The 16,535-nt window shown below is 49.7% G+C and carries 15 protein-coding genes; 13 read left to right on the forward strand and 2 right to left on the reverse strand.

Annotation, left to right across the window (positions count from 1 at the left end; all coding sequences use genetic code 11):
• Positions 1-110: 110 nt before the first annotated feature.
• From LUCIF_RS02925 to LUCIF_RS02975, 11 genes are all read left to right on the forward strand, one after another.
• Positions 111-608: a TRAP transporter small permease gene (locus tag LUCIF_RS02925; protein WP_122626377.1), complete on the forward strand. Its 498-nt coding sequence runs from the start codon at positions 111-113 to the stop codon at positions 606-608.
• Position 609: 1 nt separating this feature from the next.
• Positions 610-1,899 (forward strand): TRAP transporter large permease, encoded by a 1,290-nt coding sequence (locus tag LUCIF_RS02930; protein ID WP_122626378.1) that lies wholly within the window; start codon positions 610-612, stop codon positions 1,897-1,899.
• A 114-nt stretch (positions 1,900-2,013) separates the two neighbouring features.
• A complete protein-coding gene (locus tag LUCIF_RS02935) occupies positions 2,014-3,015 on the forward strand; it encodes a TRAP transporter substrate-binding protein (RefSeq protein ID WP_207856899.1) in 1,002 nt (333 codons plus the stop codon).
• A 72-nt stretch (positions 3,016-3,087) separates the two neighbouring features.
• Entirely contained in the window at positions 3,088-4,173 is a 1,086-nt protein-coding gene (locus LUCIF_RS02940; protein WP_122626379.1) for a M24 family metallopeptidase, read from the forward strand.
• A gap of 27 nt (positions 4,174-4,200) precedes the next feature.
• A complete protein-coding gene (gene iolB, locus LUCIF_RS02945; RefSeq protein WP_122626380.1) occupies positions 4,201-5,025 on the forward strand; it encodes a 5-deoxy-glucuronate isomerase in 825 nt (274 codons plus the stop codon).
• A 14-nt stretch (positions 5,026-5,039) separates the two neighbouring features.
• Positions 5,040-6,563 (forward strand): tagaturonate reductase, encoded by a 1,524-nt coding sequence (locus tag LUCIF_RS02950; protein ID WP_122626381.1) that lies wholly within the window; start codon positions 5,040-5,042, stop codon positions 6,561-6,563.
• Positions 6,564-6,584: 21 nt separating this feature from the next.
• The gene (locus LUCIF_RS02955) at positions 6,585-8,072 is read left to right on the forward strand and encodes a UxaA family hydrolase (RefSeq protein ID WP_122626382.1); all 1,488 of its coding nucleotides are present in this window, start codon (positions 6,585-6,587) and stop codon (positions 8,070-8,072) included.
• Between the two features lie 190 nt (positions 8,073-8,262).
• Positions 8,263-9,030 carry an SDR family NAD(P)-dependent oxidoreductase gene (locus LUCIF_RS02960; protein ID WP_122626383.1) on the forward strand — a complete coding sequence of 256 codons (768 nt, stop codon included), beginning with the start codon at positions 8,263-8,265 and terminating at the stop codon, positions 9,028-9,030.
• 68 nt (positions 9,031-9,098) lie between these two features.
• Entirely contained in the window at positions 9,099-9,488 is a 390-nt protein-coding gene (locus LUCIF_RS02965; RefSeq protein WP_122626384.1) for a rhodanese-like domain-containing protein, read from the forward strand.
• Between the two features lie 61 nt (positions 9,489-9,549).
• On the forward strand, positions 9,550-9,981 hold the full coding sequence (locus tag LUCIF_RS02970) for a peptidylprolyl isomerase (protein WP_122626385.1): 432 nt from the start codon (positions 9,550-9,552) through the stop codon (positions 9,979-9,981).
• Between the two features lie 69 nt (positions 9,982-10,050).
• The gene (locus tag LUCIF_RS02975) at positions 10,051-10,512 is read left to right on the forward strand and encodes a chemotaxis protein CheX (protein ID WP_122626386.1); all 462 of its coding nucleotides are present in this window, start codon (positions 10,051-10,053) and stop codon (positions 10,510-10,512) included.
• A gap of 31 nt (positions 10,513-10,543) precedes the next feature.
• Here LUCIF_RS02975 and LUCIF_RS02980 read toward each other — a convergent pair whose 3' ends face one another.
• A complete protein-coding gene (locus LUCIF_RS02980; RefSeq protein WP_122626387.1) occupies positions 10,544-11,944 on the reverse strand; it encodes an amino acid permease in 1,401 nt (466 codons plus the stop codon).
• Between the two features lie 21 nt (positions 11,945-11,965).
• Entirely contained in the window at positions 11,966-13,114 is a 1,149-nt protein-coding gene (gene ald / locus LUCIF_RS02985) for an alanine dehydrogenase (RefSeq protein ID WP_122626388.1), read from the reverse strand.
• Between the two features lie 379 nt (positions 13,115-13,493).
• Between ald and LUCIF_RS02990 the strand changes: the two genes are divergently transcribed.
• Positions 13,494-15,074 (forward strand): sigma 54-interacting transcriptional regulator, encoded by a 1,581-nt coding sequence (locus tag LUCIF_RS02990; protein ID WP_122626389.1) that lies wholly within the window; start codon positions 13,494-13,496, stop codon positions 15,072-15,074.
• A gap of 184 nt (positions 15,075-15,258) precedes the next feature.
• Entirely contained in the window at positions 15,259-16,512 is a 1,254-nt protein-coding gene (locus tag LUCIF_RS02995) for a L,D-transpeptidase family protein (RefSeq protein ID WP_122626390.1), read from the forward strand.
• Positions 16,513-16,535 lie beyond the last annotated feature (23 nt).

The following is a 16,535-nucleotide window of genomic DNA, read 5'->3' on the forward strand; positions in this document are numbered from 1 at the left end:
TGAATTTTGCCAAGATACGCAAGCATTCGGATTATAAAAATCTTTCTGTATTTCGTGCGTTGCGACTGTTAGGAGATCGAAATTATTTAGAAGGCAGGGAGGATGATTTCATGACCGAACAAGACAGGCATTTGTCACCGGGAATTATGGATTATCTGGCCAGAGGGGCCGAAGCTGTCATGGTTTTTTTGACCATTTGCATGGTAACCCTCGTCACTTACCAGGTATTCGAAAGATATGTGCTGCACTATACTCCGCCATGGTCGGAAGAGGCGGCCGTGTATTTAATGGTCTGGTTTGGTATTATCGGGATTGCCGCCGGCGTACGCCGCAATTCCCACATGGCGCTGCATTTTTTTGCCGATAAGTTTCCGGCCGGAATGCAGAAGGGACTGACGATAATTAAGTATTTGCTTATTCTGGGTTATACCGGTGTTCTCGTAAAGGAAGGCTTTGCTATGGTCCAGCTTACTATGAGCCAAAAATCGCCTGCCATGGGTATGCCTGTGGGCTATGTTTACCTTGCTTTGCCGGTGAGTGCCATTTTGATTATTCTTTTCACACTGGAAATGCTGGTAAAAGAACTCAAGAAAGGCAGGAGTAACTAATATGGAATTTGGCGCATGGCTTTTGCTGGGAAGTTTTATTTTTCTGATGATTATCCGGGTTCCCATTGCTTTTAGTTTGGGATTATCCTCCTTAATTACCTGTTTATATGCCGGAATCCCATTGTCGCCGCTTGCCCAGCGAATGGTTGCCTCGCTGGAGTCTTTTCCGCTGATGACGATTCCGTTTTTTATACTGGCCGGACATATTATGTCGGAGGGCGGTATTGCCCGGCGGATCGTGGATTTTGCCAGTATTCTGGTGGGCCGCATGCGGGGCGGTTTGGCAATGGTAAATATTGTTGGCAGTATGTTTTTTGGCGGTACAACCGGGTCCTCGGTGGCTGATGTGGCTTCGGTCGGTCCGGTTATGATTCCGATGATGGAGCGGAAAGGTTATGGAACGGATTTTGCGGTTTCGGTAACCGTGAGCGCCTCTACGACCGGTATCATTCTTCCTCCCAGCCATAATGCCATTATTTATGCAGTAGCCGCCGGCGGCGCGGTTTCTATCGGCTCGATGTTTTTGGCCGGCTATATTCCGGGAATTCTGATTGGCTTGGGACTGATGCTGGTGAGCTATGTTCTGGCTGTTCGCCGCGGCTATGCCAAAGAGCCGCCCAAGAGTCTGGCTGAGATTTGGAATGGCCTGAGAAACGGCTTCTTAAGTTTGATGGCGGCCATAATTATTGTGGGCGGTATTGTAAGCGGCGTATTTACCGCTACGGAATCGGGCGCTATTGCCTGCGTATATGCACTGTTACTGACCATGTTTTATTACCGGGAATTGAAGTGGCGGCAATTGCCGGAAATTATGCGTAAGGTGGCCATTACCTGCGGCATGGTGTTTTTTCTGGTGGCCACTTCTTCCGCCTTTGGCTGGATCATGGCTTATCAACATATTCCGCAGACCGTTGCGGCCGGCATAAAGGCCATTTCGACCAATCCAGCCGTGGTACTCTTGATTATTAATATATTCATTCTTATTATCGGATTCTTTATGGATATGGCGGCATCCATACTGATTCTCACGCCGATCTTTTTACCAATTGCAACCAGTATCGGCATGGATCCCATTCAATTTGGCATTATGCTTTTATTAAATCTTTCTATCGGCCTGATTCATCCTCCCGTGGGAACGGCCCTATTTGTCGGTTGTGCTGTGGCCAAGTGTACTTTGGAAAGTACTGTGAAGGCAATATTGATGTTTATTCCCGTGCTGATTCTAATCCTGCTGCTGGTAACTTATGTGCCGGCTGTTACCATGACGCTGCCGAAGATGTTTATGCCTTGATTCGGAATCAATTCTCACTTAGTAAGTGAATTATAGAATTGTTTCAGAAGGGAGGATCGGCGACAAGTTATTTTCTTGGGTGTTGGGTAATAACAATTTTAAGGAGGAGCTCATGTGAAAAAGCAAAAATGGATTATTCTGGGGGCTGCAGCGTTGTTTGCCATGGTTAGTCTGGTGGCGGGCTGTGGCGGTTCCACCGCTAAAGCACCGGCACAGAAGGAAATCGTGTTGAAAGCCGCTGATGTTCAGCCGGAGGGATACCCGACCGTCGAAGGCCTGAAATACATGGCTAAATTACTGGATGAGCGGTCCCATGGCCGCATAAAAATGCAGGTATATGCCGGCGGCCAATTAGGCGGTGAAAAGGAAACAATAGAAATGACCCAAATGGGCACCGTGGCGATTGCCCGTGTAAACAGTGCGCCGATGGTCAGTTTTGCTCCCAAAATGGGTGTATACTCCATGCCGTTCATATTCCGGAATGAGGACCATCTCTGGAAAGTACTCGACGGTCCGGTTGGTAAAGAACTATTGAAGGACCTGACAAGCGCCAATTTAATTGGTCTTGGTTATTATGATTCGGGTGCTCGCAGCTTCTATACCAAGAGTAAACCGATTAATACGCCGGAAGATGCCAAAGGGCTGAAAATCCGTGTGCAGCAAAGCAAGATTTTTATTGATACGATGAATGCGCTGGGTGCCTCGGCTACGCCAATGGATTACGGCGAAGTGTACAGCGGCCTGCAGACGGGGATTATTGACGGGGCCGAAAACAATCCTCCGAGTTTATATAGTTCCAAACACTATGAAGTGGCAAAATACTATTCTTTGGATGAGCATTCCATGGTGCCGGAAGTTATTCTCATGAGTAAGAAAGTTTGGGACGGACTGTCGCCGGACGATCAAAAACTGATTGCCCAGGCCGCATTTGAGTCCGAAGCATATGAAAGAAAAGCCTGGAATGAGTACACTGAAAAATCGCTGGAACAACTAAAAGCGCATGGCGTGAAGATTTCCAAACCGGATAAAGAACCCTTTATCAAAGCCATGGCTCCGGTTTATGCTCAATACCCGGAATATAAAGATCTAATCAGTCAAATTCAAGCAGTGAAGTAGGAAACAGGGCGGGCTTTGCCCGCCCGGCTTTATCAATCCGGTAGGATGTACAATATGGAGAGAAGGTAGCTTATGACTTGGTCGGTCCGTGAATACGACGCAAAATTGAAGCGGGTCCGCGCGTTGATGGCGGAAGAAGGCATTGAAAATCTCTTAATTACCACGCAGGTCAATTTCCTATGGTTTACGGGCGGCCGGCCCTATGTCAACCCGGCGGTGGAAAAAGCCTGCGGCGATTTATTGGTGACTGGCGATAGTGTTTATTTAGTCGCTAACAATATTGAAGCCGGACGTTTAATAACGGAAGAATTGACGGGCTTGCCCATTACCAAGGTGGAATATGCCTGGTGGGAAGCGGCGGGAATGCAGGATTGCCTGACACAGATTACCGCCGGACGAAGGGTCTGGACGGATGTTGAGCTGGGAGAAAAATTTGCCTCCTTACGCTGGCGGTTTGAACCGGAAGAATCAGAGCGATACGCCGATACCGGCCGGTGTGTCGGGAAGGTGCTGGAGCAAGTGGCCTACTCGGTAGAGCCGGGTATGAGCGAATTGGCCATAGCGGCTATGATCAGGGAACGGTCGGCCGAATTAGGGCTTAATCCCTGGGTGAATTTGGTGGCCGTTGATGAACGGGTTTACCAGTATCGGCACCCGTTGCCGACAGACCGGAAACTGCGCCAGTATGTTATGCTGGTGTTGACGGCGCAAAAACAGGGTTTGTTTGCCGCCGCTACCAGACTGGTCCATTTCGGGCGGATTCCGCTGAAAGTGAAGCAGCGGCATGAAGCTGTGCTGAAAGTGGATGTGGCGTTTATCGGCGCAACGAAACCGGGTGCTGTGGTCGGAGATATTTTTGCCGGTGGACAAAAGGCCTATAAAACAGTAGGATTTCCCGAGGAGTGGCAGTATCATCATCAAGGCGGTATGGCCGGTTACCAGGCCCGGGAATTCCGGGGAACGGCATTAAGCCCGCAGGTGGTAAAAGCCGGTCAGGTTTATGCCTGGAATCCATCTATTGCCGGTGTAAAATCGGAAGATACATTTATGGTGGGGGAAAAAGGGCCGGTTGTGCTGACCAGCTCAAAAAAATTCCCGCTGGTTGAAGTTGAATATAATGGCTGTTGCCTGGCAAGGCCTGATATATTAATACGCTAGCCCTTAAGAAACAGAGGAGGAAGAATTATGAGTTATTTATATCCGTTCCAAGCCCAAAAAGGCTACCGGGATGTTATTAAAGCGGGCGGGCAAACCCAACATACAGGATTGGCCCTGTTGACCCTGGACGCCCGGGAAAACTACGCCGGGGAGACAACCGGGGAAGAAGCCGTATTGGTCATTTTATCCGGAAAATGCCGGGTTCAGGTCAACGATGTTGTATTTCCCAATCTTGGTTGTCGCAACGATGTCTTTTCCGGTCCGGCCGCCTCGGTGTATATTCCCATCGGCAGCCGTTACCAGGTGACGGAAATTCAGGGACAGCGCCTGGAAGTTGCTGTGGCGCTTGCCCCGGCAACCAAAAAATTTACTCCCTTTGTAGTTAAACCGGAAGATGTTGTTGTTAATCAGCGGGGGATTTTGAATTATCAACGGGAAGTGCATGACATTATCGTTGAAAATGGGGAAGAAATGGTAGACCGGATTGTTGTGGGCGAGACCTTTACTTTCCCGGGGAACTGGTCCAGTTTTCCGTCCCATAAGCATGATGTGTTCGACCTGCCGCATGAGACGGCTCTGGAGGAAATTTATCATTTTAAAGTCAAACCGGTTGAAGGATTTGGCGTGCAAATCATGTACACCGATGATTTGTCCATGCGGGAAGCCTATATGTTGAAAGACGGCGACTCAGTGGCTTTGCCGAAAGGATATCATCCTGTGGCGGCAGCTCCCGGTTTTCAGGTTTACTACTTATGGATCATGGCCGGAACCCATGGCCGCAAACTCATTCCGCATGATGACCCGAAACTGGCCTGGATGCAGAATCTCGGTCCCATGTTGAAAGGACGCTAAGGAGGAATATTACCATGGCAAAACTTTCGCAAAAGCTGCTGCAAAGTGATTTTTCCTTTCCGGCCGGCCTCTCCTTACCGGCTTATTCGCCGGAACTGCCGGAAAAAGTGATCCAGTTTGGAGAAGGAAACTTTCTCCGGGCATTTGTGGACTGGATGTTTCACCGGCTCAACCAGCAAGGCTTGTTTAACGGCCGTATCGTGGTAGTTCAGCCGATTGCCGAGGGACTGGTCGGCAAGCTGAATGATCAGGACGGTTTATATACGTTGCTGCTCAGAGGATTGCAGGACGGCCGGGCGGTGGAACAAAAAGAAGTCATCCGCTCCATCAGCCGGGGCATCAATCCGTATACCCAATGGCAGGAGTACCTGCGTTGCGCTGGGAATCCCGATATTGAGTTTGTCATATCCAATACCACGGAGGCCGGGATCACTTTTGACGCCAGTGACCGCCTCGAGAATACTCCGCCGGTTTCTTTTCCGGGAAAACTGACGGCTTATTTATACCACCGGTTTCAACATTTTCAGGGTGATCCGTCCAAAGGCATGGTCATGATTCCCTGCGAACTGATCGACCGTAACGGCGATACGCTAAAAAAGGTTGTTCTTAAGCTGGCTGCAGCCTGGAGGCTGCCGTCGGCATTTACCGAATGGGTTGAGAAGCATAACCTTTTTTTAAACAGCCTGGTCGACCGGGTGGTAACCGGCTATCCCCGGGGAGAAATTCAGGATATTTTAGCTCGTCTGGGTTATGAAGATGACCTGGTAAATACGGGGGAACTTTTCCACCTCTGGGTTATTGAAGGGCCGCAATCCGTTGGTGAGCGGCTGCCGTTTACCAAGGTGGGTCTGAACGTCGTCTGGACCGACGACATGACTCCCTACCGGACCCGGAAGGTGCGAATTTTAAACGGCGCTCATACGGCATCGGTGCCGGCAGCCTTTTTATACGGCCTGGAGACGGTTGGCGAAATGATGGACCATGCCGTTCTTGGCCGCTATGTCCGGCAAATTGTGGCGGATGAAATTGTACCGTCCATTGATTTGGATAAAACGATGCTGACGGAATTTGCCGCCTCGGTTATTGAACGCTTTCAAAATCCTTATATTCAGCATTATTTGATCAGCATTCTGCTCAATTCTTCATCTAAGTTCAAAGCCCGGGTTTTACCGTCTATTTTGGAATACCGGCGCTTAACCGGCAAGTTGCCGGTTAAGCTCACCTTTTCCCTGGCGGCGCTTTTGGCAGCATACAAAAACGGCGTTGTTGAGGGAACGCAAATGAAAGTTATGCGGGGTAAAGATGAATTCACGATGAAAGACGATCTCTGGGTATTGGAGTTTTTCGCCGCTCTCTGGGCAGGCTTCGAAAGTACGGCGGCGGGTGCTCTGGAAACGGCGCAAAAGGCATTGGCCAATGCCGATATCTGGGGACAGGACTTGAATGAGATTCCAGGCTTGGCTGCCAAGACCGGCGACTATTTATGGCAAATTGTGAACGACGGCATGCAGGCCACTGTGGACCGGCTGGTCAAGTAGCACAGGACAGGGGAGATTGACATGGCGCTGTTACGAATTCACGAACGAGACAATGTAGCGGTAGCGATTCGCGAAATTCAACCGGGTGAACGGCTATCAACGCCGGCCGGTGAAGTCGTGGCCTTGCAGGCGGTGGATAAAGGACACAAAGTAGCCATACGTTCCATTAAGCAAGGTGAGAATGTCATCAAGTACGGTTTTCCAATTGGTCACGCCGTGACTGATATTGCAGCCGGAGAATGGATTCACGTTCATAATCTGAAGACCAATCTGGGAGACATTCTGGAATATAATTATCAGCCTGAGCCGGTAAAACCGGAATCTATGCTATGGCACGAAATGTTCGACGGATACCGCCGTTCTGACGGACGGGTGGGGGTCCGCAATGAGATCTGGATTATTCCAACCGTGAGCTGTATTAATAAAAATGTTCAGATTATGGCTCGCCGGGCGGCGATGGAACTGGCCGGTACCCGCAACCTGGACGGGGTCTACGAGTTTACTCATCCGTATGGTTGTTCTCAATTAGGCAAAGACCATGCCGCTACCCAGAGGATCCTTGCCGACCTGGTGAATCACCCCAATGCCGGCGGGGTGCTGGTTGTCGGCCTGGGATGTGAAAACAATAATATTGCCGAGTTTAAGAAAGTATTGGGAGATTATGACCCGGAACGGGTCAAGTTTTTAGTGGCTCAGGAGGTAGAAGACGAGATCGAAACGGGGATTCAACTGATCAAAGAATTGGCGCATTATGTCTGCCAATTCCATCGTGAACCCTGCCCGGTTTCCGAACTGGTTGTCGGTCTGAAATGCGGCGGTTCGGACGGATTCTCCGGAATCACAGCCAATCCTCTGGTCGGCGCTTTTTCCGACCGGCTAATCAAGTGCGGCGGCAGTACGGTATTGACGGAAGTGCCGGAAATGTTCGGAGCGGAAACGTTGCTTATGAACCGGGCCGTGAATAAAGAGGTCTTCGAAAAAACGGTCCGGTTGATTAACAATTTTAAGCAATATTTTCAGTCTTATGACCAGCCGGTTTATGAAAATCCCTCCCCGGGCAATAAAAAAGGCGGTATTTCAACACTGGAAGAAAAGTCCCTCGGCTGTACGCAAAAGGGAGGCCGCAGCCAGGTTGTCGACATATTGGATTATGGCGATGTGGTGAAACAAAAGGGGCTGAACCTTCTTAACGGACCAGGCAACGATATGGTAGCGGCCGGTAATTTGGCGGCTGCCGGCTGTCAGATCATTCTCTTCACGACCGGTCGCGGCACTCCGCTGGGAACGGCTGTACCTACCGTCAAAATTGCCACCAACAGCGAATTGTTCCGGCACAAAAGCAACTGGATGGATTTTGACGCCGGCCGGCTTTTAGCCGGGAAAAGCATGCAGGAGATGACGGGTGAGCTGTTTGATTATGTACTGCAAGTGACATCAGGACGGTTGACGAAAGCGGAAGAACTAGGATTTCGTGAGATTGCCATTTTTAAAAACGGCGTAACATTATAAGGAAAGACACCCGGCACCGCTCGACGGCAGCCGGGTGTTAGTGTTAAGAGGGCATCATTATTACTTTATGCCAGAGGACTGGGAGAATGTCGCCATAAGTTCAGCGTGCGAAATGTGGGTTAATAGTTGGTCAAATGGCGATTTTTTGCTATAATAACGACAATATATTTTTTTAACGGGGGCGAAACATTTGGACCGGAGGTTTGACGGCCAGGTAGCGCTGGTTACAGGCGGAACATCGGGTATTGGTTTGGCGACGGCGGCGGGTCTGTTAAAAGGCGGCGCCAGGGTCGTTATTGCCGGACGTAGCCGGGAAAAGGGGCGGGCGGCCGTTGAGAAACTGCAACAGTTGGGATCCAGCGTACTCTACATGCCGGGTGACGTATCCCGGGTTGCCGACTGCGAGGGTCTGGTAAACGGGGCAGCAGCCTGCTTTGGCAAACTTGACGTTGTGGTCAACTCAGCAGGCTATTATGAAGAAAAACTAATCGCGGAAATGAGCGAACCGGAATACGAACGAATGATGGATATTAATTTAAAGGGAACGTATTTTGTGGCTAAATATGCTGCGGCAGTACTGCGGCGGTCCGGCGGGGGGGCTATAATCAATGTGGCCTCCGATGCTGCGTTAACGGGCAATCTGCAGTGTACGGCCTATTGCGCCGCCAAAGGAGCGGTAACGGCTTTCACCAAAGCCTTGGCTCTGGAATTAAGTCCTTATCAAATCAGGGTCAATTGTGTTTGTCCCGGTGACGTAAAAACGCCGCTTTTGGCGGAACAGGCGGCCCGGACTGCCGACCCGGCAGGCTATTTACGGGCTATGACATCCCTTTATCCTCTCGGGCGGGTGGCTGAACCGGAAGAAGTGGCGAATGTTATCTGCTTTTTGGCGTCCGGGGAAGCTTCTTTTGTGACCGGTGCCATCTGGACTGTGGACGGCGGTTTAACAGCCTGTTAGCTTGTTGTGGATGAGGGACCGGACAGTAATGAAAGGAAATATCCGATGGAGAAGGGAATGCGAAGTGAATGGGGACAATGATTTTAGCCGGGGTGGTCATTATCGCGGCGGCAGCCTGGCTGCTTTATATCCGGTCGATGCGGGTCAAGGATGGGGACAGACAGGACATTTCACCAACTGAGGCACTTGACCTTTGGCAGCAACAGTCAGCAGTTATTCTGGACGTACGCACGAAGGAAGAATATAATCAAGGCCATATCCCGGGTGTGCTTTGGATTCCTCTTGCCCAAATACCGGAGCGAACTAAGGAAATTCCCCGGCAGGGAAATGTGCTGGTTATTTGCCGGAGCGGGAACCGGAGCGGGCAAGCGGTTCGTTTTTTGCGGCAGCAGGGATTTGATAATATACGTAATATTGCCGGCGGCATGCTGAACTGGCGCGGACCGGTGGAAAAATAGGATAAAATAGCTGCCGGATATGGTATAATAAGGCTTATCACAGAAAAGCGGAGGAATTGACATGAAGAAAGCGATTGTTGAAATGGATAAAGGCAAGGTGGTTATTGAACTTTTCGCTAACGAGGCGCCTAAGACGGTGGCCAATTTTGAAAAATTGATTAATGAGGGATTTTATAACGGGCTAACCTTTCACCGGGTTATTAAAGGGTTTGTTGCTCAAGGCGGCTGTCCTAACGGCAATGGTACCGGCGGGCCGGGATATACGATTTCCTGCGAAACCAAGGGAAACCCGCATAAACATGAACGGGGCGCTTTGTCGATGGCTCACCGGGGGCCAAATACGGGGGGCAGCCAGTTTTTCATTGTTTATGAGCCGCAGCCTCATCTGGACGGCGTACACACCGTATTTGGCAAAGTCATTGAAGGAATGGACGTAGTGGACCGGATCGAACAGGGAGATATTATGAATAAAGTGACTATGGTAGAGGAATAACGCCGGCAGAACAAGAAGCAGGACTGGGTTAATTGGTGCGGAAATCGTTTTTGCAGGGAGATGAGTCGTTTGGACGCCAAGATTGTCAATCCTTTTTTAGAAGCAGTTAGCCAGGTTCTGCCCCAACTGGGATTTCAGAATATTAGCCGCGGCAAAATGGGGGTACAGGAGCAGTTTGTCTTCAGTAAAGGGGTTACTATTCTAATTGGTATGACGAATCAGGTGCGAGGCAATATTGCCTACAACATGTCGGAGTCAACGGCTAAAAAGTTTGCTTCAACCATGATGATGGGAATGCCGGTGGACGGACTGAATGAAATGGCTCAAAGCGCTATTGCCGAGTTGGTGAATATGGTAACAGCCAGTGCCGCTATCAGTCTGGAAAAACAGGGTTTGTTGGTGGATATTTCGCCGCCCAGCCTGATAATCGGCGAAAATTTTAAAGCCAGACTGAGCAATCACCGCTACTTGGCATTAGAGATGCTGGTGGACCAAGAATTAGTGGAATTAAATATTGGACTGGAAAGTTGATTTTAAGAAAAACCGCGATAAGCGGTTTTTCTTATTGGTGGGAAACATCAACGGAGCCGGAGGCGAGAGTGCTGTTATGACGGCTGTAGCTGAAATATACTACCATGCCGACAACATACCAGGTGCCGAAAAAGATAAAAGTTTGTACCGGCAGGTTGGCGATCAGGTAACCGCAAAAGAGCACTGCCAGCGGTACGACTAAGCTTACGGCGGGGCAGCGGAAAGGACGATGGATATCCGGCTGGGTTCTGCGAAGCACCCATACGCCGATAGAAACGATGCAGAAGGCGAATAAGGTTCCCATATTACAGAGCTCGGCGATAATATGGATTGGTAATAAGCCGCTCATTATGCATACCACAACCCCGGTAATAGCAGTTATCCTGTGAGGGGTGCCATAGCGGGGATGGATTTTTACGAACCGCTGCGGAATCATGCCGTCCCGGGCCATGGCTAAGAAAACTCGGGTTTGTCCGTAAATCATGACCAATAATACGGTGGTAATGCCGCAGATAGCGCCCAAAGCGACGATAGCACTGCCGAAATTCATACTCAGATAACGCAGCGCAAAGGCTACCGGTTCACTATTATCTAAGGAGGAGTAGGGGACTACGCCGGTCAGGACAGCCGCTACCGCGATATACAGCACCGTGCAGGCAACCAGTGAGCCGACGATTCCAATGGGGATGTCTTTGTTGGGGCGTTTGCACTCTTCCGCGGCGGTGGAGACGGCGTCAAAACCAATATAGGCAAAAAAGACGATGGCTGCGCCGGTAGCTACGCCGCCGAACCCGAAAGGAAGAAAGGGATGCCAATTCAAAGGATTCACATGCGGTGCGGCTAAGAAGAGAAAAATGGCAACGCAGCCTAATTTAATGAAGACCAGTATTTTATTTAAGGTGGCGCTTTCTTTGGTACCCAATACCAATAAGAATGTCAGGCAGGCCACAATTAGAATCGCGGGAAGATTGAGGATTCCTCCGTCCGATGGCACGGCGGTCCAGGCCAGGGGCAGAGTAATTCCGGCAGACTTGAGCAGTCCTACCATATAGCCGGACCAGCCGGCGGCTACAGCCGAAGCCCCGACGGTGTATTCACAAATTAAGGCCCAGCCCACAATAAAAGCGACAATTTCACCTAATGATGCATAGGCAAAGGTATAAGCGCTGCCTGCTACCGGTACCATTGCCGCCAGTTCGGCATATGCCAGCGCGGCAAAGGCGCAGGCAAGCCCGGACAGCACAAAGGATAGCATGATGCCGGGGCCGGCGTATTTAGCCGCCGCCACGCCGGTAAGGACAAAAATGCCTGTGCCGATAATACAGCCGATACCTAATAATACGAGGTCCAAGGCGCCGAGAGTCTTTTTTAGGGCATGCTTTTCAGTACCTGCGATTAGTTCCGCGATATTTTTGGTACGAAATAGATTCATTTTTTGTCCCTCCTTATAAGCTTAACCTACCATTCCGCCAGGTAATTCACCGGCTGCTGCCAATGCCTCGTTCAGGGGGGTGCATTTTAAACCGAGGGAATCGGCTACCGCCTTACAGGTTATTTTACCGCCGGCCATATTGAGTCCTTTGGCAAGGGCGGCGTTCTCTTTGATCGCCCGCTTCCAACCCTTGTTGGCAAGCTGCAGGGCATAATCCAGCGTCACGTTGGTTAAGGCAAAAGTGGATGTACGGGCTACCGCCCCGGGCATGTTGGCTACTGCGTAATGAACTACGCCATGTTTAATATAAGTTGGATTACTATGAGTGGTAATGCGGTCAATCGTTGCAATCGAACCGCCCTGGTCAATGGCAACGTCGACAATAACCGAACCGGCGCTCATGGATTTTACCATTTCTTCGCTGACCAGTTTTGGCGCTTTGGCTCCCGGGATTAATACCGCACCTACCAGCAGGTCGGCCTGCCTTGTCCAACTGGCAATATTGTAGCTGTTAGACATCACGGTAACGACTCTTCCCCGGAAAAGGTCATCCAGGTATTGCAGCCTTTCGGCGGACTTATCCAGAATTGTAACCCGGGCCCCCAGGCCTACCGCCATTTTAGCCGCGTTGGTGCCCACAATGCCGCCGCCGATAATGACTACCTGGGCTGCTTCCACACCCGGTACTCCGCCGAGCAAAACGCCTTTTCCACCGCACGGTTTTTCCAGGAATTGCGCGCCGATCTGAATCGACATCCGGCCGGCAACTTCACTCATTGGCACTAATAACGGCAAAGTACGGTTTACCTCGATCGTTTCGTATGCAATGCCGGTTACTTGTTTGGCCAATAAGGATTCGGTCAGTTCCGGCTCAGGGGCAAGATGCAAATACGTGAATAGGATTTGTCCCTGCTTAAACAAGTCATACTCGGCCGGCAGCGGCTCCTTAACTTTCATGATCATGTCTGCATTTCCAAATATGTCTTGGGAGGTCTCCAGGATGTCCGCTCCGGCTTCTTGATAGGCTTCGTTGCTGATTCCGCTGCCGATACCGGCATCTTTTTCGATGATAACGCGATGACCGGCTTTACAAAGAGCGGTTACTCCCGCGGGGGTGATAGCAACCCGGTTTTCATTGTTTTTGATTTCTTTCGGTACGCCAATAATCATAGATAAATAACCTCCTTATGTATGATGACCACTTTTTATGCAATTCCGGTGCCAACATAGATGACCGGTAAATTTAAATCCACTTTGTCCAGTATGCCGGAACGAAATGTTTCCAAAGGCTGGTGCGAAATCATTCCAACTGGTACGACTCGATTCCGGTAGTTGTTTGCTAATTACGGTAAGACGGTTTTTGAATCGCTTTTGGGCTTTTCGCGTTAGCCCTGCGCTATGAGCTGAAAGACCGCGCTAGCGGCTTTTCTTACAGTAACAGAAAGTGGAATGGTTTTTGCATAAAATAAGGTTGTCAGGATTTCATATTTACGATGATGGCAAAAAATGGAACCGGCCAATGACCTTGCTTGATCTGGAGGTAATAGGAATGGCGAATCTATGTCTCAAAATTCCCAATCGGGACCGGGTAGGTCTCGTTCTTGACATTTCCCGCGTTTTAGTAGAGCGAAATATTAACATCATTTTCATGGAAGTGACGCCGAATGTTATGTATCTTGAAATCGAACCGGTAATGCCGGACTGTTTCGCCTGGCTTCGCGAGCAACTACTGGAAATCCCGCAAATAGACGGTGTGATTAAAATTTCACATATGCCTTATCAGGAAAGGGAACAGCGGCTGAAAACGGTAATGGATTCTATCGGTGAAGGCATCGTGGCCATTAATCAGCAGGAGGTCATAACTCATTTTAATCCGGCCGCCGAACGGATTTTAAACTACAAGGAAAATGAAGTGCTGGGAAAAAAGATCGGCGAAATTACCGGTCCCAATGTGCCGCTGCTGCATGCGCTGCATAACGATGCTCCTTATAACAATCGGGAACTGGTCGTGACAACTCCCCGGGGGAATAGTCATTACGTTACCAGCGGCCGGCCGATCAAGAACGGCAAAGGGGCTGTTATCGGGGCGGTGGCGGTATTAAAGGCGATGCATGATGTTCAGGAACTGGTTTACTCGGTTACCAAACCTCACAGCAATACGTTTGCCGATATTCTTCATATCAGCGATTCGATGCAGCGGGTAATTGACCTGGCCAAATTGGTTGCTCAAAATGATTCTACCGTGCTGATCCGCGGTGAAAGCGGCACCGGCAAGGAACTGTTTGCCCGGGCGATCCATGCGGAAAGTCTTCGCCGGGAGAAAATTTTTGCGCCCGTTAATTGCGCCGCTTTGCCGGATACGCTTCTGGAAAGCGAACTCTTTGGCTATGAGGATGGTTCTTTTACCGGCGCCAGGAAAGGCGGTAAACAGGGGCTTCTTGAGTATGCCGACGGCGGTACGATCTTTCTGGATGAAATCGGAGAACTTTCCGGCAGTCTACAGGCAAAATTACTGCGGTTTTTGCAGGAAGAAAAGGTCCGGCGTATCGGCGGCAACCGGGAAATTGCGGTGAATGTCCGGATTATTACCGCTACTCACCGCAATCTGGAAGAAATGATTCGCAATAATCAATTCCGGGATGATTTGTATTATCGTCTGAATGTAATTCCCATTCATATTCCGCCGCTGCGGGAACGGAAAGAGGATTTGCCGCTGTTGATTGAAAGCTTGTTGTTAAAATTGAATCATCGTTTGAAAAAGCAAATTACCCGCCTTTCGGAAGCGGCAATGCACAAATTGATGCAGCACGATTGGCAGGGAAACGTCCGGGAACTGGAGAATGTAATGGAACGTTCTGTCAGTCTGGCCTGTCAAGGCGAAATTGCGCAGGACCATATTATTTTGGATTCCGAGACGGCAACGGTTCGATTCCTTTCTTCGCCAAGTCCGCTTCCCGCCCGGAAATTAAAAGAAGTCCTTGCGGAACTGGAGTGCCAAATTTTGCAGGAAGCGATGCGTAAATACGGCTCATCACGTCAAGTCGGAAAAGTATTAGGTTTGTCTCATACCGCGGTGCTGAAGCGGATGCGAAAATACGAACGGGGGGAAAACCCGCCGCTGCCAAATTAATAAGTAAGAAAAACCGCTCTTCGGAGCGGTTTTTCTTTATATTCTTATACAAGTCGCTTTTCGTGAAATGCCGAAAAATAAAATACTTTCTTCCTGCTTAAAGACCCGTTGGGTCTTTCTTAGCATATAGGATAAGCCTCATTCATATAAGTAATTATCGTTAGTGCGAAAGAGGGAATCCTTTGTGCGAAATGCTACCCTGACATTATGTTCGGTATTTTGGCTGCTATTATGGCTGACCCCGGCTTATGCCGGACAAGACCCGTCGATTTACCTTTTGCTTATCAATATACCCAGCCGGACAATGGACTTTTATATCGGGCACCACCTTGTAAAGCAATACCGGGTCGCTGTCGGGAAAGCCGATACACCGACGCCGCTGGGCACGTATTCCATTTTTTATAAGGAAGTCAATCCTGCCTGGTATCCGCCGGAGAGGCCGGGCTTTAGTGTTCCGTCCGGTCCGGACAATCCGTTGGGCTATCGCTGGATGGGGTTTTGGGAAAACTATGGTATTCACGGCACCAATGCTCCCTGGGCTATTGGCATGGCTGTTTCCAACGGCTGTGTCCGGATGCGGGAAGAAGATGTGGAAGAACTGTATGCGTCCATACCCTGCGGTGCGGTTGTGAAAACTGTCTATGACCGGGTAAGGCTGCATGTTGACAGGGATGGATGGGTATTTTTGTCTATTTATCCGGATCTATATGATTATAAGAAAGTTACTTTGGCCCAGGTTGATTCGCTCGTGGCGACGGCTGGTTTGAAGGACTGGGTCGGGGCGGAGATGCTGCAGCATTTTATTGCCGAACAGGGCGAGCGGCAGATCTTGTTGGGCCAAATTCATAATATTAAAGTCAATCAAATGTCTTTACCGTCAAAAGCGGTTACGAAGAATCATATAACGTATATTCCGGTTGATGCGATAGCGGCCAGTCTGCATATTCCAATAGTATGGGACGCAGGCAAACAGACGGTGCAATGGCAAGGACGCTGCTTCCCGGGAATTAGCAAGGGGAAAAGCATTTATATGACGGAGGATAATGCCCAAAAACTTTTTGGCTACCGGAAACGCTGGGATGAAAATACCCTGAAAATTATGATCCCTACGCTTCGGCTGCAGGACAGGGTCGTTTCTTTCGAAGTACACCGGCAAAATGGACAGATCGCCATACCGGTATTGACGCTGGCCGACTTACTTGGCCGGAAAGTAAACTGGGAACCGGGACAGCGCAGGATGCGGGCCGGGGTGAGATGGTTTCCTGTAACTTTAATCAATGGGATTCCTTACATTACGGAAAATGTGGCCCGGGAATATTTTGATACGGACTTTACATGGAATGATAAAGAGCAAACGGCTGCAATCCGGTTTCCCATCCATCCGGTTGATTATTCTATGTACCTTGATTATATGGGAGACTTCACGGACTGCAGGTGAAAGCTTAGCGGTCCTTTTTTTCC

Source organism: Allolucifera butyrica (assembly GCF_900476375.1).
GTDB lineage: Bacteria > Bacillota > Negativicutes > Sporomusales > UPPP01 > Lucifera > Lucifera butyrica.